The organism is Paraburkholderia sp. BL10I2N1 (assembly GCF_004361815.1).
Taxonomy (GTDB): Bacteria; Pseudomonadota; Gammaproteobacteria; order Burkholderiales; family Burkholderiaceae; genus Paraburkholderia.
In genome coordinates this window covers 1,090,859-1,113,641 of sequence record NZ_SNWA01000002.1, presented here as the reverse complement: position 1 = coordinate 1,113,641, position 22,783 = coordinate 1,090,859, and the positions used below count along the sequence as shown (strand labels likewise).

General features: G+C 62.0%; 22 protein-coding genes. 20 read left to right on the top strand and 2 right to left on the bottom strand.

What is annotated here, in order from left to right; genetic code table 11:
• Positions 1-26: 26 nt before the first annotated feature.
• The 6 genes from B0G77_RS27060 to B0G77_RS27035 all read left to right on the top strand — a co-directional run bounded on the left by B0G77_RS27060 (position 27) and on the right by B0G77_RS27035 (position 7,363).
• Entirely contained in the window at positions 27-863 is an 837-nt protein-coding gene (locus B0G77_RS27060) for a hypothetical protein (RefSeq protein ID WP_133665068.1), read from the top strand.
• A 2-nt stretch (positions 864-865) separates the two neighbouring features.
• Positions 866-2,560, top strand: coding sequence for a c-type cytochrome (locus tag B0G77_RS27055; RefSeq protein WP_208116500.1), 1,695 nt, complete (start codon positions 866-868; stop codon positions 2,558-2,560).
• A 505-nt stretch (positions 2,561-3,065) separates the two neighbouring features.
• On the top strand, positions 3,066-4,451 hold the full coding sequence (locus B0G77_RS27050; protein ID WP_133665067.1) for a cytochrome C: 1,386 nt from the start codon (positions 3,066-3,068) through the stop codon (positions 4,449-4,451).
• A gap of 174 nt (positions 4,452-4,625) precedes the next feature.
• Positions 4,626-5,297 carry a c-type cytochrome gene (locus B0G77_RS27045; RefSeq protein ID WP_133665066.1) on the top strand — a complete coding sequence of 224 codons (672 nt, stop codon included), beginning with the start codon at positions 4,626-4,628 and terminating at the stop codon, positions 5,295-5,297.
• 283 nt (positions 5,298-5,580) lie between these two features.
• The gene (gene ccsB / locus B0G77_RS27040; RefSeq protein WP_133665065.1) at positions 5,581-6,732 is read left to right on the top strand and encodes a c-type cytochrome biogenesis protein CcsB; all 1,152 of its coding nucleotides are present in this window, start codon (positions 5,581-5,583) and stop codon (positions 6,730-6,732) included.
• 121 nt (positions 6,733-6,853) lie between these two features.
• Positions 6,854-7,363 carry a DUF1269 domain-containing protein gene (locus B0G77_RS27035; protein WP_133665064.1) on the top strand — a complete coding sequence of 170 codons (510 nt, stop codon included), beginning with the start codon at positions 6,854-6,856 and terminating at the stop codon, positions 7,361-7,363.
• A 110-nt stretch (positions 7,364-7,473) separates the two neighbouring features.
• Here the strand turns inward: B0G77_RS27035 and B0G77_RS27030 are convergent, their stop codons facing one another.
• A complete protein-coding gene (locus B0G77_RS27030) occupies positions 7,474-8,043 on the bottom strand; it encodes a lytic transglycosylase domain-containing protein (RefSeq protein ID WP_243751227.1) in 570 nt (189 codons plus the stop codon).
• A gap of 613 nt (positions 8,044-8,656) precedes the next feature.
• Here B0G77_RS27030 and B0G77_RS27025 point away from each other — a divergent pair.
• Positions 8,657-9,442, top strand: coding sequence for a response regulator transcription factor (locus B0G77_RS27025; protein ID WP_133665062.1), 786 nt, complete (start codon positions 8,657-8,659; stop codon positions 9,440-9,442).
• Positions 9,443-9,460: 18 nt separating this feature from the next.
• Here the strand turns inward: B0G77_RS27025 and B0G77_RS27020 are convergent, their stop codons facing one another.
• On the bottom strand, positions 9,461-10,594 hold the full coding sequence (locus B0G77_RS27020) for a histidine kinase (protein ID WP_133665061.1): 1,134 nt from the start codon (positions 10,592-10,594) through the stop codon (positions 9,461-9,463).
• 352 nt (positions 10,595-10,946) lie between these two features.
• Here B0G77_RS27020 and B0G77_RS27015 point away from each other — a divergent pair, with 352 nt between their 5' ends.
• The 13 genes from B0G77_RS27015 (at position 10,947) to B0G77_RS26955 (ending at position 22,298) form a co-directional block, all read left to right on the top strand.
• Entirely contained in the window at positions 10,947-11,582 is a 636-nt protein-coding gene (locus B0G77_RS27015; protein WP_133665060.1) for an SCO family protein, read from the top strand.
• 30 nt (positions 11,583-11,612) lie between these two features.
• Positions 11,613-12,302, top strand: a complete 690-nt coding sequence (locus tag B0G77_RS27010; protein ID WP_133665059.1) for a response regulator transcription factor — start codon at positions 11,613-11,615, stop codon at positions 12,300-12,302.
• Positions 12,303-12,446: 144 nt separating this feature from the next.
• The gene (gene gspG / locus B0G77_RS27005; protein ID WP_133666883.1) at positions 12,447-12,917 is read left to right on the top strand and encodes a type II secretion system major pseudopilin GspG; all 471 of its coding nucleotides are present in this window, start codon (positions 12,447-12,449) and stop codon (positions 12,915-12,917) included.
• A 63-nt stretch (positions 12,918-12,980) separates the two neighbouring features.
• Entirely contained in the window at positions 12,981-14,183 is a 1,203-nt protein-coding gene (locus B0G77_RS27000; RefSeq protein ID WP_133665058.1) for a type II secretion system F family protein, read from the top strand.
• Between the two features lie 18 nt (positions 14,184-14,201).
• Positions 14,202-15,914 (top strand): GspE/PulE family protein, encoded by a 1,713-nt coding sequence (locus tag B0G77_RS26995; protein WP_133665057.1) that lies wholly within the window; start codon positions 14,202-14,204, stop codon positions 15,912-15,914.
• Positions 15,895-16,776, top strand: coding sequence for a hypothetical protein (locus tag B0G77_RS26990; protein ID WP_166656279.1), 882 nt, complete (start codon positions 15,895-15,897; stop codon positions 16,774-16,776). The genes B0G77_RS26995 and B0G77_RS26990 overlap by 20 nt, the downstream gene beginning before the upstream one ends.
• Entirely contained in the window at positions 16,773-17,306 is a 534-nt protein-coding gene (locus tag B0G77_RS26985; RefSeq protein ID WP_133665056.1) for a hypothetical protein, read from the top strand. The genes B0G77_RS26990 and B0G77_RS26985 overlap by 4 nt, the downstream gene beginning before the upstream one ends.
• Positions 17,303-17,869: a hypothetical protein gene (locus B0G77_RS26980; protein WP_133665055.1), complete on the top strand. Its 567-nt coding sequence runs from the start codon at positions 17,303-17,305 to the stop codon at positions 17,867-17,869. The genes B0G77_RS26985 and B0G77_RS26980 overlap by 4 nt, the downstream gene beginning before the upstream one ends.
• Positions 17,866-18,438 carry a hypothetical protein gene (locus B0G77_RS26975; protein ID WP_133665054.1) on the top strand — a complete coding sequence of 191 codons (573 nt, stop codon included), beginning with the start codon at positions 17,866-17,868 and terminating at the stop codon, positions 18,436-18,438. Before B0G77_RS26980 ends, B0G77_RS26975 begins: the two co-directional genes overlap by 4 nt.
• Positions 18,439-20,718, top strand: a complete 2,280-nt coding sequence (locus B0G77_RS26970) for a type IV pilus secretin PilQ (protein WP_133665053.1) — start codon at positions 18,439-18,441, stop codon at positions 20,716-20,718.
• A gap of 3 nt (positions 20,719-20,721) precedes the next feature.
• Positions 20,722-21,267, top strand: a complete 546-nt coding sequence (locus B0G77_RS26965) for a type II secretion system protein (protein ID WP_243751226.1) — start codon at positions 20,722-20,724, stop codon at positions 21,265-21,267.
• A 9-nt stretch (positions 21,268-21,276) separates the two neighbouring features.
• Positions 21,277-21,666 carry a type II secretion system protein gene (locus tag B0G77_RS26960; protein WP_133665052.1) on the top strand — a complete coding sequence of 130 codons (390 nt, stop codon included), beginning with the start codon at positions 21,277-21,279 and terminating at the stop codon, positions 21,664-21,666.
• A gap of 92 nt (positions 21,667-21,758) precedes the next feature.
• A complete protein-coding gene (locus tag B0G77_RS26955) occupies positions 21,759-22,298 on the top strand; it encodes a type II secretion system protein (protein ID WP_133665051.1) in 540 nt (179 codons plus the stop codon).
• Positions 22,299-22,783: the final 485 nt, after the last annotated feature.

Below are 22,783 nucleotides of genomic sequence, written 5' to 3'. Positions count from 1 at the left end.
CGAGCATCGGTGCGAGGTCCATGGTCATGACACGAATCGCATTGTGGATGCTTGTCGGCTGCCTGACGGTAGCGGTGTACGCGAGCGAGCAAATACCGCAGGGGCACGATCTGAGCGCGGACCAGATCGTCGAGAAGAACGTCGCCGCGAGGGGCGGCCTCGATGCATGGCGGAAGATCCAGACGATGGTCTGGGTCGGGCACGTGGATAGCGCGAATGCACCTGCCCGGAATCTGCCGTTTGTCCTCGCGCTGAAACGCCCGAACAAGACACGTTTCGAGATCACCGTGCTTAACCAGCGGGCTGTCCGGGCGTTCGACGGTAAACAAGGCTGGAAGGTGAGCCCGAGCGCCACGGGCAGCGGGGAATTGCGGCCGTATACCGTGGACGAGCTGAAGTCTGCGCATGAGGAGCAGGTCATCGACGGGTTGCTGATCGACCATCAGGCGAAGGGTGTCGATGTGACGCTCGATGGTATCGATAAGGTCGACGGACACGACGCATACCGCCTTAGCGCGAAGTTGCCTTCCGGCGTGACCCGTCATGTATGGGTGGACGCACAAAGCTTTCTGGACGTGAAATACGACCGCCAGGCGCGGGGCCTTCAAGGGCCAGTCACGGTGGAAGTGAGGTACAGCGACTACAAAAACGTCGATGGTTTGCAGATACCGTTCACGATCGAAAGCGGCGCAGCGGCTTCCGGAAAGAGCGACAAGCTGACGCTCGACAAGGTGTCGCTCAATCCGCCGCTGGGCGATGCGATCTTCGCGAGACCAGGCTCGCAGGGACGGCGCAATTCGGTGTCGGTCGACGCGGAAGCGTCGCCGCCGGCGGTTCGCTCCATGAGCCGGCCGACCCCCTAGCCATGGACTGCACCCGCGTCAGAGGAGGAGCCATTGCGCGGGTAAGGCCGCTTGCGGCGCGCACGCTCGTTCGATGTGTGTTGCTCGCCGCACTGATGGTGCCGGTGGGTCAGGCGAATAGCGCTCCGTCAGCGCCGCCGGTCACGACCGTGAGCACGGGGCAAGCAATCTTCCAGAACGGCGTGCTGGGTTCGGGCGAACCGCTCGAAGCGATGCACGAGGGTGGCGTGAACCTGCGAGGTGCCGCCGCCGCCTGCATGAATTGCCATCGACGCAGCGGCCTCGGCGCCCGGGAGGGGAATAGCAACATCCCGCCGATCACCAAACGCTATCTGGTCCATCCTCGCGCAGACAGCCTCGAAGATCTCGACATACCGTACGTTCCCAGCATGCGCACCAATCGCGAGCCTTACACCGATGTGACGATCGCACGGGCGATACGCGAAGGGCTCGATTCGGAAGGCAAGCCGCTCAGCAATCTGATGCCACAGTACGCGCTGAACGACACCGACATGGTAGCGCTGATCGGCTACCTGAAGCGCCTCGATCAACGCAGGCCAGCCGGTGTGACGGACACGGTGCTGCACTTCGCGACCATCATCACACCCGATGCGGACCCGGTGAAACGGCGTGGCATGCTCGATGTGCTCAAACAGTACTTCGATGACAAGAACATTTTTCCGCTGGGCGCGACGCCGCCGCTGCGCTCGTCGCGCAAGATGATGTTCATGGTCAATCGCCGCTGGGAGCTGCATGTGTGGGAACTGAGCGGCCCGCCGGCGTCGTGGCATGAACAGTTGCGGCGCTATCTGGCGGAGCAGCCGGTGTTTGCCGTGGTGTCGGGACTGGGCGGCAAGAACTGGGCGCCGGTCCATGAGTTCTGCGAGCAGGAGGCCGTGCCGTGTCTCTTTCCGAACGTGGAAGTGCCGGTCGAAACCGATCACGACTTCTACTCCGTGTATTTCTCGAAGGGCGTGCTGCTCGAGGCGGATCTGATTGCAAAGCGGATTCTCGATGAGGCCAGCGGCAAGCCAGGCAAAGCGGTGAAAACGGTCTGGCAAGTCTATCGTGCGGGGGACAATGGTGAGCGGGGTGCAGAGGCGCTGGCCACTGCGTTGAAGGGCCACGGCATCGCGGTATCGAACCGTGCGCTCGCGCCGGGCGACAGTGTCGCGCACGCCATGCGTGGAATATCGCGTTCGGACGTGCTCCTGCTGTGGCTGCGTCCGCCCGACGTCGCGGCGCTCGACCATACACCGCCGCCGTCGGACACCGTGTTCATGTCGGGGTTGCTCGGCGGGCTCGACAGCACGCCGTTGTCAGCGAGCTGGCGCGGCGTCACGCGCGTCGCGTATCCGTTCGACTTGCCGGAGGGACGGCGTGTCCGTGTCGACTATGCGTTCGGCTGGTTCTCGATCCGCAAGATTCCGATGGTCGCCCCGCAGGTACAGGCGGACACCTATCTCGCGTGCGGCCTGCTGGCGGAGACGCTCAAGCATATGGTCGACGTGTTCGAGAGGGACTACCTGATCGAGCGTATTCAGGACATGCTCGAACGCCGCATCCTGACTGGCTACTATCCGCGCCTGACGCTGGCGCCGGGGCAGCACTTCGCGTCCAAGGGCGGGTATATCGTCCGGTTCGCCGGGCCGGATCGAGTCAGGATCGTGGCCGATGGGGACTGGCTGGTGCCTTGAGGCACGGTGTAGCTCGGCGCGTAAGGACTCAAGAAACGCCATCGTCATCGCACCCCGGCACCAGCGGCGCTGCACGCCCTCGCTTATCCCCCTGGTTTCGATTCACGTGCGCTACCGCTCGTACCAGGCAGCCTGAATTGCCTCGTACGCGGCGCACTTGCGGCATTCATTCGCAGACTGTCTTCGCATCGCGCGCGTGGTTTTTCGCGCAACGTGTCATGCCATTCGATGTTCCCGACGAGCTGCGGGAAAGCCCATCGGGACACCGCGTCTTCGAGTGCTCCCCCTCTCCCAAATGTAGGACATTGACCCATGCCGGTTTTCATCGCCCGTTTGCACAATACAGATGTGGCAACAGATGCAAATGCCACATCGGCGATGATCGCAACAGCGGGAGAACGTGTTTCATCCCACTCATCGCCATCAGGCGCGACACAGGAATGCAGTCTTCGGCTTCTACTGCCGCCGATACAGGCGGCAACCCACGGAGTGTGGAGAAACAGCCATGACAAAGGCTCTTATCAGCAATCCCGCACTTCATCATCTGTTGTGCCGTGGCTGGGCATTCGCGCTCGTGGCGCTCGGTTTGTTCCAGGCTTCCATTGCGAACGCGCTGCCGATATTCGCGCGCCAGACAGGACAAAGCTGCGTGGCGTGTCATGCCGGCGGGCAGTTTCCTGAGCTAACGTCCTATGGCCGGATGTTCAAGCTGACCGGCTATACGCTCGGCGAACGCACCGTTCCGATCGCAGCCATGGCTTTGGCCGATTTCACCAAGACAAGGAACAACCACGACACTAGCGGGAACATCGTCTCTCCAAAAGACGGCAATGTGATATTCGATGCGGCCAGCATTTTCCTTGCCGGGAAGATCACCGACAAGATTGGCGCGTTCGCCCAGTTCACGTACTCGAACTACGATCACCAGAATGACGAGGGCGAGTGGCAAGGTCATTGGGCATCGGACAACACTGACTTCCGTTATGTGGAGCGGATCATAGGAGAGGCGAACGATTTCATTCTTGGCGTAACGCTTCACAATAATCCCACCGTGCAAGACGTCTGGAACACCGCTCCGGCATGGAGCTATCCGTACGTCTCCTCTTCGACCAGTGCCGTGGGGTCCCCTCAGTTCCTGCCGATCATCGAAGGGGGGCTGGCGCAACAGGCCGTAGGCACCGGTGCATACGTGTACTGGAACAAGACGATTTACGCGGAACTGACGGCGTACAGTACGGCCGACGGCATCTGGTCGTTCCTGAGCAAGGGCAGCAAACCCGGAGACCCGAACCATCCGCAGACTTATCTGCGCGGCTACAACCCGTACTTTCGCCTCGCCCTGACCCACGACTGGGGTCCACATAGCGTCATGCTGGGAACGTATGTGTTAGATGCCGAGGTCTACCCCAACGACGCAGCCTTTTTTCCGATATTCGGGGGTGGCGTGACCCGTTATCGCGATATTGGCGTGGATGCCCAGTATCAGTACATTCTGGAGCCACACACGGTCACTGCACAGGCACGCTATGTTCAAGAGAATATCTCCGATCAGAACAATTTTGTTTACGGTGACAGTCAATCTGCCAATCTGAAATCGTTGAGATTGAAAGCGTCGTACATCTACCAAAACAAGTATGGCGTGAGCCTTTCCTTCTTCAATGTGACGGGCAGCCCGGACAGCGTCGCTTACGCCAGCAGCGCAAACTTTTATCCCAACACGCAAGGATTTACCCCCGAGATCTTCTGGATCCCGGTGCAATACGTGCGAATCGGCTTGCAATACACGCATTTCACTAAATATCTGGGTGCCGGGTCAAACTACGATGGCAACGGACGAAATGCAAAGGACAACGATACGCTTTTTATCTACTTATGGGCTGCGTCGTTTTGACATTCATTTCGAACGGTTTTATTTGCCGGGCCGCGGCGATTTCTCCAGGCAGCGTGAAAACGCGGCCGCATGAATATCAGGCAAGCGCAAGGCCCGTCGCGCGTGCGCTGCGTCATGGCGTGGAGCGCGGTCGATTCGAAGGGCGGTAACGGTAGCGGTCAGGAGGTTCGTAACATGCAAAAGGTCGCGCGCTTCATCTACCTCGGATTCTTGCTTGCGGGGTCCGCTTGTCATGACATCGAGCGGGTCCGATCGGTCGATAATCCGGCTGTCGCTGGAAAGACAATCGCCTTGCAGGTTTGTTCAAACTGCCATGGCGTGACCGGCGTCTCGGTGTCGCCTACCTTTCCGAAACTGGCGGGGCAACGACGGGAATACCTTGTCGATCAACTGACGGATTTCAAGACGCATGCCCGAGCCGACCCGAACGCCAGGCGATTCATGTGGGGCTTTACGCACTTGACCGAGGAACAGATCGACGATCTCGCTGCGTATTTTTCAAGCCAGCCGGCGGACCTGGGCGAAGTCGCCGACCGCGCGCTTGTGAACGAAGGGAAAGCGATCTTCACCTCCGGCCTGCCGGACAAGGGGGTTGCTTCATGCGTGTCATGTCACGGCCAGCACGGCGAGGGGGTGAATCGGTTTCCCCGGCTCGCTGGTCAGCACGCGGACTACATCGAGAAGCAACTGGAGATCTTCCAGCACACCCAGGACAGGCCTCGCGGTGAAATCATGAAGGAGGTATGCGCCAACATGTCGGAGCGGGATATGCGCGCCGTAGCCGCCTTCGTGGAGGCGTTTCCGCCGGAGACCGAGGCGGCGGCCAGCCCGCCTGCCGATCAGTGAGCATGCCTTGAACAGGACTGCGTTTGCGGCCGGCGTTGGGTCAGCACCATCGTTCAGGTCGGCCCCTTTTTGGGCATCTGTAACGGTGTGACGTACAGTTTTGTGCGCCGTCCCCCGGCGGGGCACTTTTTTATAGCCAGCAGTACATTCAGCGACCGCACGCAAAGGCAAATAGCGTCCCGGCGGCGCGATCATCGCAACGGTGAATATCGTGAAACTGACACAATCGTCTCTTGATGGCGTCGTGCCGAGCGCGCGCCCAATGCCCCCGCGGAACGCTGCAATGACTTCGGCTGATGCATTGGCGATTCTCGACGATCGTCCGTTTTTGAAGCGTCTTGGCGTTTTCGACTGGCTGTTCGCGCTTGCGATGGTTGCCGGTGCGGGTTTTGCGCTTTCGCGGTATTACCCGTACATGAATGATTACGACAAGCTGGTGCTGGTGTGCGCCGTGCCGGTTTTCGTGGTGCTCGGCTGGCGCTGGAAGCCCGCGCGTCTGCTGATCGCGGGTATCGCCGTGCTGTCGCTGTTTGCCATCCAGCTGTATCACGGCGATCTCGCCCGTGCGGATAACGCGTTCTTCCTGAAATATTTCCTGTCGAGCCAGTCGGCGATCCTGTGGATGAGTTCGCTGTTCGTCCTCGCGACGCTCTTCTACTGGATCGGCATGCTGTCGCGCTCGGCGACGGGCGCCGCGATCGGCTCGAAGATGACCTGGGCCGCCGTGCTGATGGGCTTCGTCGGGCTGATGGTGCGCTGGTACGAGTCATACCTGATCGGTGCGGACGTCGGCCATATTCCCATCTCGAACCTCTACGAAGTGTTCGTGCTGTTCAGCCTGATCACGGCGCTCTTCTACCTGTACTACGAGCAGCACTACAGCACGCGTGCGCTCGGCGCATTCGTGCTGCTCGTGATCAGCGCGGCCGTCGGCTTCCTGATGTGGTATTCGATCGCGCGCGACGCACAGCAGATCCAGCCGCTCGTGCCCGCGCTGCAAAGCTGGTGGATGAAGATCCACGTCCCGGCCAACTTCATCGGTTATGGCAGCTTCGCGTTGTCGGCAATGGTGGGTGTGGCGTACCTGATGAAGGAGCGTGGCGTGCTGGCGGACCGCCTGCCGGCGCTGGATGTGCTCGATGACGTCATGTACAAGTCGATCGCGGTCGGTTTCGCATTCTTCACGATTGCGACGATTCTCGGCGCACTGTGGGCGGCCGAAGCGTGGGGCGGCTACTGGAGCTGGGACCCGAAGGAAACGTGGGCGCTGATCGTCTGGCTGAACTACGCAGCCTGGCTGCACATGCGGCTCATGAAGGGCCTGCGCGGCCACGTCGCCGCCTGGTGGGCGCTGACGGGGCTGCTGGTCACCACGTTCGCGTTCCTCGGCGTGAATATGTTCCTGTCGGGGCTGCATAGCTACGGGAAGCTGTGAAGCATTGGGGACCCCTACCCAGCACTTTCGGCGAGCCTTCCTACTTCTTCCTGTTATCGATTCGCGCAAGAATGTATTCACGGGTCCAGGTGCTTACTGGCCCACGGTCGGAGAGGCCGCCATGAGACGCATCTATTTTTTGCTGCCGAGCGCGCAATGCGCGAAGATCATCATTGGCGAGCTGTTGTTGAAGCGGATCGAGTGGCGGCATATCCACGTTATTGCCAACCATAATGTCGCGCTCGAGGATTTACCGGAGGCTACGCTTGCGCAACGTACCGACTTGTTGCCGGCGCTTGCGCGAGGTACGGCGGCGGGTTGCGCGACCGGGATGCTGGCCGGCCTGGTTGCATTCGTCTTTCCGCCTGCCGGCCTGACCATCGCAGGCGGCGCTGTCGTTGCGATCACACTCGCGGGCGCCGGTTTTGGCGCCTGGGCGGCCACGATGATCGGCGTCGATGTGCCGAATACACGGTTGAAGCGTTTCGAAGAGGCGATCGGGCGAGGTCAATGGCTGATGATGATCGATGTCCCAAAGGATCGCGTCGAGGAAATCGAAGAGATGGTCAAGCTTCACCACGCGGAGGCTGACATCCAGGGAACGGACCCGACCATCCCCGCATTTCCGTAGCCTGCTCGCGCCTCGCAATGCGCTGCGGGTCTTCGCGCACGATGCTCCCCGGTGCAAGCCGTCGACCTCAGGGGGGCGGCCAACGAGACCGCGCGAGGCCGGGCAACCAGCTAGCCGGCCGCGAGGAGCCGCCGATAGCGCTCCAGCACGCGTGGGACGTATAGGCGTGTTTCCGGAAGGGACGGCACGCGGTAGCCGGCGCGAATCACCGCGTTCTCCCCCGCGTTGTAAGCGGCCAGCGTGAGCTCGACATCGTCCTTGAAAAGGTCGAGAAGGAACCTCAGGTACCGGGCGCCAGTCAGCACGTTGTCTCGCGGATTCAGCATGTCGCCACCGGAAAAGCGTCTTGCTGTTTCCGGCATCACCTGCATCAATCCTTGCGCGCCTTTCTCTGAAATCGCCTTCGGATTGTATCGGGACTCGACGTCGATCACCGCGCGCAGGAGTTCGGGCTGAATGCGAAAAGCGCGGCTGGCTTCATTGATCACGTCCGAGAACCGTGACGGGTCGATGCTGGCGGATGAGGTGGCGTTCGAACGGTTCGTGCTGCGTTCGGCAGGCGGGTCGTCGGCGACGATCAGGCGCAATCCTGCTTTGCCTGGCACGTTGGTCAGGACGATCGCGCCGCTACTGTCGACCGCTCCGAAAATCTCCGCGCGCACAGCGCTGGCCGACACCATGCCAAGCGCTGCGCAAGCGACAAGTATGGCGTTTCCCGGGCGAGATGAAGGGCGACAGCGCATGTTCGTGTTCTCCCTGCTCCTGAATTGTGGGGCAGGGAAAAACGCATTCGCAATGGGGCACCTCCCTACACTTTGAGGCGTGAGGCGACTGCCACGAGGCGCTGTACAAAAATGTTACGTTTGTAAAATACGGTAACCGCCGATAAGGCGCCGGTTCATGGTTCGGCATGCTCGTCGCGGAAAGATATTTCTGTTTGGTGCAGTTCAGCAGTGAATAATATCTTGCTTCGCAAATTATGCGTGCAATATCTCCGCTATCCGGATTGTCACCGATCTCCGGTCAATGTTAAAGAAGTTCAAATTTGAAACATTTTGATGGGGGAGCGGGCCATTTCGAAAGGGTGTATCCGTCCCAGATCCAGGTCATTGCTGCCTTGCGAAGGCATGGCGCGAACCTTGCGAATGGCAGTCTGACAGCGCTTGATCCCGTGGCTGTGAATGGGAAGTTTAGGAATTCGGAGACGACAGAAAAAACAAGAACGGCGGCAGCGCTTTCTAACTGATGAACCGCCTCGTCGCGACGGGATCGTGGCAACCGGGAGTCAAGAACGTGAATACCAAATACCGCGTCGTGATCGCCGAGGATCACGATCTGCTGCGAAACGGTTTGCGCTCGATGCTCTGCGCGCAAGGCGACTATGACGTCATCGGTGAAGCGAAAGACGGCAAGGAAGCCTGTCAACTGGCCATGACGCTCAACCCCAATCTCATGCTGATGGATCTGTCGATGCGAGGCATGAATGGAATCGACGCCAGCGCGGCCATCAAGCGACGATTGCCAAACGTGCGAATCGTGGCGCTCACGGTTCATCAAAGCGAAGAGTATGTGCGTGAGGCGCTGCGCGCCGGCGTCGACGGTTACGTGCTCAAAGATGTGTCGTTCGATGAGCTGCTGATCGCCATGCGCACTGTCGCGAAAGGGAAAAAGCATCTGAGCGCCGACGTGTACGGTTGCATGGTCGACTCGTTCGTCACGGGCCGCGAGGCGCCCGCGCCAAAGAAGGCGTGGGACGTCCTGACCGCACGGGAACGCAGCGTGCTCAAACTGATTGCCGAAGGGCGCACGAACAGACAGGTCGGGCAGTACCTGAATCTCAGTCCGAAGACGATTGAGAAGTATCGTGCAAGCATGATGCACAAGCTCAATATCTCGAATCTCCCGGAACTGGTCCTTGTCGCCATCAGCATGGGCCTGCTGACTTCTCTGGCGGCGAAGTGCTCAGAGCCGGATGCCGACGACACGCTGGTCCACTTGCCCGTCAATCCGGATCGACAAGTGCAATCCGATGCGGACAGCCCGTTGCCGGAGTACCGGCTGGGTGAGGCGGCGGGATGAGCCCGCGTGGAGGTCGAGCTAGAGGGTCCATGCCGCCGAGACCAGTGTCCCGCCCGTACCGGACGAACTGATCAAAAACGTACCGCCGTGCGACTCGACCCGGTGCTGCATCCCGATGAGGCCAAGACCCGTTGCGCAAGCGTCTTCTGTCGGCAGAGGCCGGTTTTCGTAACCGACGCCGTTGTCCTGGATCGTCAGCAGCAGGCCGCCTGCAATACGACGGAAACCCAGTGTGATCTCGGTGGCTGCCGCATGCTTGACGGTGTTGTTCAACGCTTCCTGAGCGACTCTGAACATGTCCGCCTTGAGATGCTCCGGTACGTCGTCGTCGTCGACGTCGCAGTTGAACACGACCGACATGTTCTCGGTGCCGCGCTCGACGCGCCGGCACAGCGAACTCAGTGCCGCGGGCAGGCCTAGCCGATCGAGCATCAGCGGGCGAAGTTCGCCGCATATCTGCCGCACCTCGCCGATCGTTTCGCGGATTCTGAGCACGGTCGCGTCCAGCAACTGGGCGGCGTCGTCGACCTGGCCGCGACGGATGCGCATCCGCGCGTCCTCGGCCATCAGCTTGACGAGCGTCAATGCCTGTCCGAGGCCATCGTGCAGTTCCGCGGCGAGGCGTTGACGTTCTTTCTGTTGACCCATCGTCAGATACGTCACGCAGTCCCGCGCGCTCGCTTCGGACAGAGGCGCCGCATCCACAAGTCCGGGTTCGCGAATCAGAGGTTCCTCGAAAAGCGTCAGCAACGCGCTGCGCCCATCCTGATTCGTCGGAACGGATTGCTGGTGCAGCACGAGCCGGGTCGGGTGACCGGTTCGACTGCCAAGCAGCACGCTAAAGGAATGAAAGTCGCTGTGTGCGCTCATGGACAATTCGCTCGCGAGCGCAGCGTGAAGGTCGTCCGGCGCCATGTCGACGAGTTGCTTTCCGGCCAGGTCGGCGCACGAATAGCCAAACAGGGCCGCCGCGCTGCGGTTCGCCGACAGGAAAGTGCCGTCCGGCGTGAGAATGGCCAGTGCCGCGCCGCGCGCATCGGTGAGACTACCCGCACCCGGTTCGTTGGGCTGTGCCGCAATGCCGAGTCTGCGCATTGCCTCGATCAGGTCGAGCAACTTCACCTGCGGTCCCTCGGGCTGGCTTGCATCCATGGAACCTCCCAATGCGTTGGCACAAGGAAATCGTAAGCTTACGGCGCATTGTAGGCCGCGACCTTCATTTACCGCAACGGGACATGTGCTAAGTCGCGACGTGGGGATCCCCCTGTTGCAAGGGGCGGGCTCACCCGCAGGCGGGCATACCCTACCGTGCTTTGGGGGCCCTCATCTAATGACGCTCGAGAGCAAATTCATGAGACTGAACATGCAAGGTGGCGGACCTTCCATGAGGCCACGCTCGTGGCGACGCCGTACTCAGCATCTCGTTGCCCGGAGGGCGTGTGTTGAACGCTGGCCTGTCGTGGGCTGCGCGACCGGACCTTGCTTCCCGTATCTGGAGACCGCGATGAGAACGACCCTCCAATGCTTGATCGGCGCTGTCCTGCTGACAGGCGCCGGATTGGCGGGGACCGGCGCATTGTGCGCGTCTGCCGCGGACACTGCCGATGGCGCCGACCCGCAAATGCATCATCACCACATGATGTCGGGCACGATGCGCTCGACCGTGGACTACGTGCTGCCGCCGGTGGAGCTCGTCAGGGATGACGGCAAGACGGTTTCGCTGATCGATGAACTGAACGATGGCCGACCGGTCATCCTCACTTTCATCTACACCACCTGCTCGACCATCTGCCCGATGGTCAGCCAAACGTTCGAGACGTTGCAAACCGAGTTGGGCAGCGGCCGGGACAAGGTGCACCTTGTATCGATCTCGATCGATCCGGAGCAGGATACGCCTGCACGCCTCAGAACGTATGCAGCCAGGTTCAACGCCGGCCCGGAGTGGCAGCACTACACCGGCACGGTCGCGGCTAGCATTGCGACGCAACGCGCATTCAACGTTTATCGGGGCGAGAAGATGAATCACACGCCGGTTGCCTTCCTGCGCGCGGCGCCCGGAAAGCCGTGGCTGCGTATCGACGGCTTCGCGACACCGGCGGAACTGCTGAGCGCCTATCACGATGTCGTGGCCTCCAGTTAGTCGTGCAGGGTCCAGCAAGGAGCGACGGAATTGGAAAAAAAACATCGTGTGCTGATTGTGGAGGACCAGCATCTTTTGCGCAGCGGCCTTTGCCGCATGATTTCCGAGCTGCGCGACTACAGCATTGCAGGCGACGCGAGCGACGGGCTCGAAGCCTGTCGTCTCGCCGCGGCGACAATGCCCGATCTGGTCTTGATGGATCTGTCGATGCCGGGCAGGAGCGGTTTCGAGGCGATCGCCTCAATCAAGCGCCACGCACCGCAGATACGCATCATTGTCCTTACCGTTCACCGCAGTGAAGAGCACGTGCGGGAGTCGCTTGCCGCAGGCGCTGACGGATACGTGCTCAAGGACGCGTCATTCGAAGACCTGGTCGGTGAGATGCGCCTTGTCCTGGAGGGCAAGCACAATGCGAATCTCGACGCGTACCGGTGCCGCGCAAGTTCGCAGGGCGCGCCTGCTGGCCTTCCTCAGCAAAACCCGATGTGGAACGCGCTGACAGGCCGCGAACGCACCGTGCTGCGTCTCGTTGCCGAAGGGCGCACCAACCGGCAGGTCGGCGAGTACCTGAAACTCAGCCCGAAGACAATCGAAAAGCATCGCGCAAGCCTGATGCGCAAGCTGGGTATAACGAACGTGATGGGCCTCGTGCGCATCGCGATCGATATGGGCATCCTCGCGCTGAAGGATGAAGAGCGCGTGCGAAACCGCTCCTTGTAGAGCGGCGCAAACTGGAGGGTGTTTACCCACCTTTTTGGACGGCTCTCCCTACTTCTTGCCCGTATCGGCCTGAACAAGAATGCACTAACGGCTTCGGCGTTGCCGAAGCGGTGGGTCGATACAGGGGGAGCCGTGCACGACCAATTGTCCTCTTTCAAGCCCGGCAGGCCCGGGCGTCCGTGGCATTGCCTCCGCCTTGAAAAGAGCGCGCGACGCAACCGCGGCTTCACCTTGCTCGAGCTGCTCGTGGTCATGGTGATCATCGGATTGCTGGCGGGCCTCGTCGCTCCGCGATACTTCGAACAGGTCGGCAAGTCCAACACGAAGATCGCGCGCGCACAGATCGTCTCGTTGGGCCAGGCGCTCGACCAATACCGGCTCGACGTCGGCGTCTATCCGACGAGCGAGGAAGGTCTGCAGGCACTGGTGACCAAACCGCAGAACGCGACGCGGTGGAGCGGGCCGTACCTCCAGAAGGCTGTGCCGGTGGATCCGTGGGATCGCCCGTACCAGTATCGTTCGCCGGGCGAGCACGGCGACTACGACCTGTTTTCGCTCGGCAAGGACGGACGAGGCGGCGGCGTCGGCGAGAACGCAACCGTCTCTTCGTGGTAGCGGCGCGCGGCGTGTTTGCTACGACGCCGGACTGGTAGTTCGCTGTCTGCAAGGAGAGTCGACGTGAAGTACGTGTTGCGTGTCTTCGATACCCAAGGCTCAGTCCAGACGGTTCGTATCGACAGCGATTCCTCGTCGGCTGCCGCGGCGCTCGCGCGCTCGCGCGGGCTGCGTGTCGTGTCGGTTAGCGCAGCCGCGGGACGGCGGCGCCGTAGGGCGAACCTGCCGGCGATGCCAGGCAGCAGGTTCAACGTCGAACTGTTCGCGCGCGAACTCGCAGCGCTGCTCGATGCCGGCGTTGGCGTCGTCGACGCATTGCGCACGCTCGGCGGCAATGAGCGCCGCGAGGCCTCGGCTCAGGTGTATCGCGACCTGCTGCGGCAACTGGAAGAGGGGCAGTCGCTGTCCGCTGCGCTCGAGCACGCGAGCCACGTCTTTCCGCCGGTTCTGGTCGCCTGCGTGAAGGCCAGCGAGCAAACCGGCGGCCTCGCCGATAGCCTGACCCGCTATTCGCGCAACAGCGCGACGCTTCATGAACTGCGCGCGCGAGTGGTGTCGGCGGCGATCTATCCGTCGGTCCTGCTGCTGGTCGGCGCAGCCGTCGTGCTGTTTCTGCTGGGTTTCGTCGTGCCTCGCTTTGCGACCCTCCTCGAACATAGCGGGCGCGAACTGCCGCTGCTCTCGAAACTGCTGATGGCCTGGGGCGGCATGGTGCACGCCCACGGGGCGGAGTTGACCGTTGGCCTCGCCGTGGTGGCGATGGCGACCGTTTTCGCCCTGCGCAGGTCGGTGGTGCGGAACTGGATGGCCGATCGTCTGCTTGCGTTACCTGGCGTCGGGCAACACTTCCGCGTTTTCCGCCAGTCGCAGTTTTATCGCACGACCGCCATGCTGGTCGATGGCGGAATTCCCGCGGTCCGGGCGTTCGAGCTTGCACGAGGGCTGGTCGGCCGCGCAGACCAGGCCGCGCTCGCCGGCGCCCTGCTGCAGGTGCGCAACGGCGCAAAGATCTCCGATGCGTTTCAGCAGGCCGGGCTCGCCAACGCGATTTCCTATCGGTTGCTGACCGTGGCAGAGAAGACCGGCGGTCTCGGGCCTGTTCTTGACAGGATCGCCGCGTTTCAGGAGGCGCATGTGTCTCGTGCGATCGACCTGATCTCACGGTTGATCGAACCGGCGATGATGATCTTTATCGGCGTGGTCATCGGCGGCATCGTCGTGCTGATGTATATGCCGATTTTCGAAATCGCATCGAGCATTCAATAGACCGTCCTGGGGAATCGCGTGGATACCGTCAGCACGACATCGGAAAGTCTCAACGTCGAACTGCGCGACGCACTGCGAACGCTCGGCGAGCGGCATGGTTCGGGCATTCGCGCGCTGGAGGAACTGATGACGCAGACGGCGCTCGGTGCGGACGAGATGCGTGCCCAGCTGGCCGCGCAATTCCGGATGAAGCCGATCGGCATGCGCGAGTTGAACCAGCTCGAACCTGATTTCGAGGTGTTTTCGTTCGTCGAAGCGACGACCCGGCTGTGCGTGTGCTTTCGCGATCGTCGCGGCGGCAATGGCCTGCTGTTCGTCATCGCGGATCCGCTCGATGCACGCACCCGTGGCTGCGTCGAACATCGCATGCGTTCGCGGCCGACCGTGCCGTACAGCTGGGCGCTCGCGAGCGTGGGAGACATCACTGCGTATCTGACCGTGCGCGAAAAGGACGTGCGGGCGATGGACTCACTCGCGTTCGACGATCCGATCCAGAAAGCAGTCGATCCTTCTTCAATCGCGTTGACCCTGCAGGGAATCAGCAGCGACGACAGCCCCGTAGTGAGGCTGCTCAACTCGACGATCTACGACGCGTTGAAGATGCTGGCAAGCGACATCCACCTCGAATGCCGGGCGAACGGGTTGATGATCAAGTGCCGGGTGGACGGCGTGCTGACCGTGGTCGGTCGCGTTGAAGGTCGCGACGTTGCGGATCAGGTGCTGTCGCGCGTGAAGGTGATTTCCGAACTCGATATCGCGGAGCGCCGCGTGCCGCAGGACGGGCGCTTCAAGGCACAGTTCGCAGGCCGCGAGATCGATTTTCGTGTGTCGATCATGCCAAATCAGTTCGGCGAGGATGCCGTGCTGCGGATCCTGGACCGCTATCAGCTTTCGCAGGCCGCGGGCGGTCTGACGCTCGAGGCGCTGGGCTTTCAGGAAGCCGATACGCGCTTCATGCGCTCGGTCGCATCGATGCCGTACGGGATGCTGCTCGTGACCGGGCCGACCGGCAGCGGTAAGACGACGACGCTTTACGCGATTCTCACCGAAATCAACAATGGCCTCGAGAAGATCGTGACGATCGAAGACCCGGTCGAATACCAGCTGGGCGAGATCCTGCAGATTCCAGTCAACGAAGCGAAGGGACTGACGTTCGCGCGCGGACTGCGGTCCATTTTGCGGCACGACCCGGACAAGATCATGGTCGGCGAGATCCGCGATCCGGAAACCGCGCAGATCGCCGTGCAGGCTGCGCTAACCGGTCACCAGGTCTTCACGACCGTCCACGCCAACAACGTGTTCGACGTGATCGGCCGCTTCACGAACATGGAAGTCGATCCCTACAGCTTCGTGTCCGCGCTCAACGGCGTGGTCGCACAGCGCCTTTTGCGGCAGTGCTGTCCCGACTGCATCACAGACGAAACGATCGACTCCGACACGCTGGTCCGTTCGGGCATCGATCCGGATACCGCGGGCAGCTACCTCTTTCGTCGCGGCACGGGGTGCGCCTCGTGCCGTGGCAGCGGGTATCGGGGACGATGCGCCATTGCAGAGGCACTGCGCATGAACGACGAACTGCGGCAACTGCTGTCGGAGCGCGCCCCACTCGGGCATATCAAGGCGGCGGCGCTGCGCTATGGCATGCAGACGTTGCGCACCGCCGCGGTTGAACGCGTCAGGCGCGGCGAAACGACACTCGAGGAGATTAACCGTGTCACGATGGTTGAATAGTCCGGTGGCAGTCGGGGTCGGCACGCGCGAGATCGTCGTTGGTGCGGGGTTGCCTCTGCTCTTGCGTCTGCGCAAACCCGTGCCGGCTGCCGAGCCCGCCAGCGTCGCGATTGACGACGAGCAGTGCTGCACCGAACCGGGCTTGCTCGATGCGCTGCGCACCGCGCTTGCGGCAACACCCGCCTCCGACGCCGCGCTAGCGGAGAAGGTGAAGGCGCCGCAGCGGAGCGCGTCCGTGGTACTGGACGATTTCTGGGGCAATCACGCGATATTGCGCGGCGACTTCCGCACGCTGCGCGCGCGCGAACTCGAAGAGATCGTGCTGGCGCACTTCACCGATACCTACGGGATTGACGGCGAGTCTCTGCTTGTGCGCTTCTGCGTGCAGCGTGGCGGCCGGGCACTTTTTGCCAGCGCGATGTCGCGTGCGCTTCATGACGGGATCCGCGAGGTAAGCGCATCCGCGCATGTCGGGATTAGTCGATTGAGGTTAGGGCTTCCAGAGATGCTCAATCGTGCAGGCCCCGTCGCTGACGACGGCGGCGAGGCGCTGCTGATATTCGTCGCCCACGAACTGTTGCAGGCGGTCATGATCAAACAGGACCGCTGGGTTGCATACGACGCACAGCGCCTCTTTCCCGGTGATGCCGACGACGCATCGCGGCTTGCTGAACTCACCGAGCAACTGTTCGAACGCTCGGCGACCAGCACGAACCTGAGGCGCGAAGAGTGCAGGATCTGCCTGGCCGGCATCGAGACGGATCTCGCGCCGTTCGAAGCGCGTTTCGCCGCGGCGATCCGGCTGGCGCAGCCGGCGATGGACAGGTCGCCCGCCCACCGTCTGATGGAGTACGCGCAATGATCCCGCGCCTCGACATCGACTTCAGCCGGCGCCGCGCCCGCACCGCCACGAGCGGCATGATCCTGCTGTGCGCGGCCGCGGTGCTGCTGCTCGGGAGTGGCGCGCGGCTCTGGCATGCATACGGGGAAAACGATCGCGCACAGGCGGCACTGGAGGCGGTCCATCAGCAGACCCTCGCAGCAACCAGGCACGTGACAAAACCGCCGCCGACGCCGGCCGTCAAGCTCGCGGAAAAGCAAAGCCAGTCGATCCTGCGTGAACTGACCGTGCCGTGGCAAGACCTCTTCTCGATCGTCGAAGACTATCCGGACCACGATGTTGCCCTGATCGGCATCGATCAGAATCCCGCCCAAAGCCAGATCCGGATCACGGCGGAAGCGAAGGACTTCGACGCGATGATCGCCTACCTGAAGTATCTGCAGGCGAGCATGCTGCTGCGCGAAGCGGTACTCAACGATCATCTGATCGAGACGAATGTGCCGGGCAAACCTGTGCGCTTTCAGATCACGGCCGTCTGGAGGAAGTCATGAAAGCCGACCAACTGCGGGACATGCTGCTGACCCTGCGCTTCGAGATGCGGCGCTCGTTCGGCTTGCCGGGGCTGCTCGGCGCGGTGATGATCGGCGCTGCTGCGGTAGCAGGGGCAGCGATCCCAGGTGTGGAGTCCGAAACACGCGAGATTCAGGATCCTGCGTGGCTTGCGCGGGCGGCGAAGGCGCACCACGTTGTCGATGAGCGCAGCGCGTCGGTGGACGTGGTGGCGCTTGACACCTTGCCGGAACTGTTCCCGGGTTTCACGCAAAGCGCGGACGACATCGCGACGATATTCGCGCAGGCCCGCGACAGCAATCTGACGCTCGGGTCCGCCGAATATCAGATGACGACCGAGACCGGCGCGCGTCTCGTGCGATACCAGGTGCTGCTGCCGGTCAAGGACCAGTACAGCGCGATCCGGCGTTTTCTGGCGTCGGTCCTCAACAATGTGCCGAATGCGGCGCTACAGGAAATCCACGTCGAGCGTCCCGCGGTGGACGGCAATATTCTCGATGCACGGGTTCGCTTCGAACTCATCTACCGGACAGCGCAGCCATGAAACCCGCTCTGGTCAAAAGCGTGCTGCTGACCCTGTGCGGGATCGCCGCCGTGGGGGGCGGCTATCGCTCGCTGGTCGCGGTAACCCGGACGCCCGCGGCGACTGTCGCGATCAACGTCCCGCACCATGACGACGCACGGGCGCGAGCCGCCGCCGTTCATCGCCAGTCGTCGCGGCACGCAGATCCGCACCCAGCGGCGCCGGCGACGCCACACGCGAGGCTCGTCTCCCTGCGCGCGCCACTGTCAATCGAATCGACCAGGAATCCGTTCGTTGCCTCTTCGTGGCTTCCGCCGCCGCCACCCGTCGTCGTGCCGGTCGTACCCGAAGTGCGGGCGGCTCCGCCTGTGGCGCCGCCGGTGCCTTTCACTTACATGGGGGAGCTGGACGCGAAAAAAGCGAAACCCCAGGTGTTTCTCAGTAGCGGAGACCGACTGCTGATTGTTTCGCCAGGTGACGTCGTCGATGAGCAGTACCGCGTCGAGTCGGTTTCGGAATCCGACGTGGTGCTGACCTATCTGCCGCTGAACCAGATGCAGGTCGTAGCCATTCCAAGAGAGGGAAAGTAGATGAAAACCTCATGGAGCCGGGGTGCGGGTCGCGACAGGGATAGCGGCCCATCGACACACTTCTCGCCTTTTGTAACGTTCCCCGATCATCGTTCGCCAACTGGGTGGATCGCGCAAAAGCGTCTGCTTGCGATCGTCGTGTCCATGGTCGTCTTTGGCGGGTGCACGCACGTTCCGAACATACACGACGATCCGACCAACGCCGAGGTGAAGCTGAACTATCTGCGTGATCGCAATGCCCAGGTCAATGCGTTGCTCGATCAGGCCGAACAGTACCGTGCCAGCAATCAGTTCGATCTGGCGATCCAGAAGCTCTATGCGGCAAGCCAGCTTGATCCGACCAGCGAACGCGGGCGCAAGATCGGCGCCTTGATCGACCAGGACCGCCGGGACCTCGCGATCCTGCAGGAAGCGGACCGTATGATGCAGCGCGGTTCATACGGACCGGCGGCCGATCGCGTACACCGCGTGCTATTGGAGAATCCGACCAACGCGTACGCGTTGCAGTTGCTCAGGGAAATCGATGACAAGCGCCGGCAGCAACGTGCGGACAAGGAAGAGGCGCTTGCCACGTCGTCGATCATGCGCCGGCCGGTCACGTTGCAGTTTCGCGATGCCAACGTGCGCATGGTTTTCGAAGCGCTATCGCGGACCTCGGGTCTGAACGTCATCTTTGACCGCGACGTCCGTGCCGACCTGAAGACGACGATCTTCGTGACGAACGCGTCGCTGCAGGACACGGTTGACATGATCCTGATGCAGAACCAGCTCGACAAGAAACAGCTGAACGCGAACACGCTGTTCATCTACCCGGCGACCCCTGCCAAGCAGCTTGAATATCAGGAACTGAAGGTGCGCACGTTCCAGTTGTCGAACGTCGAAGCCAAACAGATCCAGTCGCTGCTGAAGAGCCTGCTGAAGATCAAGGAGGTCGTGATCGACGAGCGCGCGAACACCGTGACGATCCGTGGCACGCCGGACACCATCAAGGTTGCAGAGCAGATGATCGCGGCGCAGGACTTGCCGGAACCGGAAGTGATGCTCGAAGTTGAAGTGCTGGAGGTATCACACGAACGGCTGTCGGATCTCGGGATCGCATGGCCCAATTCGTTCACGATGTCGACGCCGAGCACGGTGGACACGTGGGGCGAGTTGCACCATCTGCCCATCAATGCGCTGAATGTCAGTGGCCTGTCCGCGACGGCGAACTTCAAGCTTACCGATACTGACGCGAACCTGCTGGCGAGCCCGCGCATCCGCACGCGCAACAAGGAGAAGGCAAAAATACTGATCGGCGACAAGGTGCCGGTGATTTCGAGTTCCAGCACGCCCAGCACCAGCGGTCCGTCATACACGCAAATGATTCAGTACATCGATGTCGGCATCAAGCTCGAAGTGGAGCCGCAGGTCTATCGGGATGGCGACGTCGGTATCAAAATGAGTCTCGAAGTCAGCAACATCACGAAAACGATACAGAGTGGCAACTCGACGACGGGTCTGAGCTCGCTCGCTTACCAGATCGGGACACGCAGCGCGTCGACGAGCCTGCGCCTGAGAGATGGCGAGAGTCAGATTCTTGGCGGCCTGATCTCGGATGAAGATCGCAGGAGCGCCGACAAGGTGCCCGGCCTCGGCCAGTTGCCCGTGCTCGGGCGCCTGTTCTCGGACCACAACGGTGACCATGTGAAGACCGAGATCGTGCTGCAGATCACGCCGCACATCGTCCGGCCGCAACTCGCGGCGGACGCGGACACGCAGGAAGTCTGGTCCGGCACCGACGTCAACGTACACGCTGACCAGCTTCGACTCGATCCTGTCATTGCTGGCGCGGACGTACCCGCGGCGCCGGCTGCGAAGCCGTTGCCCGGAAACGTGGGCGGCGGAAGGGTAGGGGGTGCCTCGTCCGATGAAGCCGCAGTGAACCGTTCGACGGGGGTACCGCCGACTGGCGCATTTGGGCAAATGCCTCCGGCGCCGCGCACAACGCCACCGCCCGCACCCTATGGCGGACGCTTCTCGCCGCTGCCGGCCGCGCCCGCGGCACAGTCGGGGCAGAGCGGGGCGTCTAATGCCGGCACGCCGCCAGCAGCGGAACCGACCGGAGGCAACACTGAGCCGGGCCCCGGTGCGGCCGTGTCGCCGGTGCCGGCGCTCCCGCCCCCGCAGGCGGCGCCCGCACCGGCACCCGCGCCGCCTCCGTCGCCCCCGTCGCCCCTGCAGATGCCGCCGGGCGACATGCCGAGCGAAAACCCGCTCCGCCCGATTCAGAACGGGTACTGAGCCGTGGCTATCCTGACGAACGCGGTTCGCCAGCGCGGCGCAAGCCGACTCGATCAGCGCGGCTTCACGCTGATCGAGATGGTGATCACGCTCGCGCTCGTGGGCATCCTGGCGCTGGCGATCATGCCATTCTCCGAACTCGTGGTACAGCGTCAGAAGGAACAGCAGTTGAGCGCCGCGTTGCGCGAGATCCGCACGGCACTCGATGCGTACAAGGAAGCGAGCGATGAAGGCCTGATCGATAAGGAGGCGGATATGTCCGGCTTTCCGCCGTCGCTGACCGTACTCGTGACGGGCGTGCAGAATGCGAAAGATCCGAAAGCGGGGCTGCTGATGTTCCTTCGCAACGTGCCGCGCGATCCGTTCTTCGCAGGCGAGCCAGACACTGCCGCCGAGGATACCTGGAACGTCCGGGCCTATGGTGAACCGCCGGACCAGGCTGCCGCCAGCGGGTCGTCCGGGAGTGCCGAGGCCGGCAAGGATGTGTTCGACGTGTCGTCGAAATCCGATCGCGTCGGCATCAACGGCGTTCCTTACAAACAATGGTGACCGTGCATCATGAAACCCGCTCATGCGCGCAGGACTCGCGGTTTCACGCTGATCGAACTGGTCGTCGTGATGGCGATCATCGGCCTGCTTCTGACGCTAGCGCTGCCGCGCTATATGCACAGCATCGAACGCGGCAAGGAACAGGTGCGGCAGCAGAACGTTGCGGTGATGCGCGATGCGATCGACAAATACTACGGCGACAACGGCCAGTACCCGGACACGCTCGATGAACTGGTGGCGAAACACTACCTGCGCGCGGTTCCGGTCGATCCGGTGAATGGCGACGACAAATGGGCGGTGATCGCGTCGCCCGACGAAACGAAGACGGGCGTGTACGACGTCGCGCCCGCGAGTAGTCCGCAGGGCACGTCCGCTGATACAGAAGGAGCAAACAGGTGAGTCATGCCGCTTGCTCATCGCGTTGGAGCGCGCGCCTTAAATCGGGTACACGGCATCGAAACCGACCTTGCACCGCGCCGCAGCGTGGGCTCGTGCTGCTGGCGCTATTGATCGCGCTGATGCTGATGTCGATCGCGTTGGCGGGCGCGCTCGACGTGTGGTCGTTGCAAGTGCGGCGCGAGCAGGAGAAGCAACTGTTGTTCGCCGGTGACCAGTACCGGCAGGCGATTCTGCGGTATTACCGCGTCGGCCGTGCTTACCCGGCATCGGTCGACGATCTGCTGAATGACAGTCGCTTCCCGATGCCCATGCATCATCTACGTCAGGCATATCCGGATCCGGTCACCGGTAAGAACGATTGGCTTTTCGCGCGGCAGGGAGATCGCTTTTATGGCGTTTCTAGCAGTTCGGAAGCGCTGACGATCAAGCGCGCTGAGTTTCCAAGACGATATGCGGAGTTCGAGAACGAGCAGACCTACGGCGGGTGGAAATTCATCTACCTGGCTCCGGGGCTGCGCAGCACGACCTCCAGTGCCGCTAGCGCGGCACCCGATCGTCCGGTAATGTCCATCAACCCGCAGAATGGCGCCGGACGCCGTCCATCGGGGCTTGGCCCGTCGGTATTGCGATAGCGCGGTGCTGCATGAGTGCGGTATGGCTCCGGCCCCGGTGCAGGAGCCGGGCAGCGATCTGGAGCGCTTGCACACCAGCCCTAATGAAATTGCGATCTTTGTGTGCGCTTCCCAATATCAACCAAACGTTCGGGGGAGTACGATTCCGCCCATCAGCGTACTGCATTGCAATACGCAACCGCCGACGCTTTGATCACGCGCTAAGGCGGACGACACCCACGTCCTTGTCCTTTATCGCTCAGGGGCTTGACGCAATCACGAGTGGGGCGCGCCATGCTGTTTTTGGAAAAAAACGCCGCGACGGAATTAATTGAGCGGAAGGATCACGCCCTCGAACATGTTGGGTTCGATGGCGAGAAGCGGACTTATTTCCCGGCCAGGTCAATGTGGTTGAGGTTGGAGCAGCTTCATGTGGCGCAACAGCTCGCGGAGCCTCTGGACGCAGACAAACAGCCAACACTTTCCACGTCGCTGCACGGAGTGGC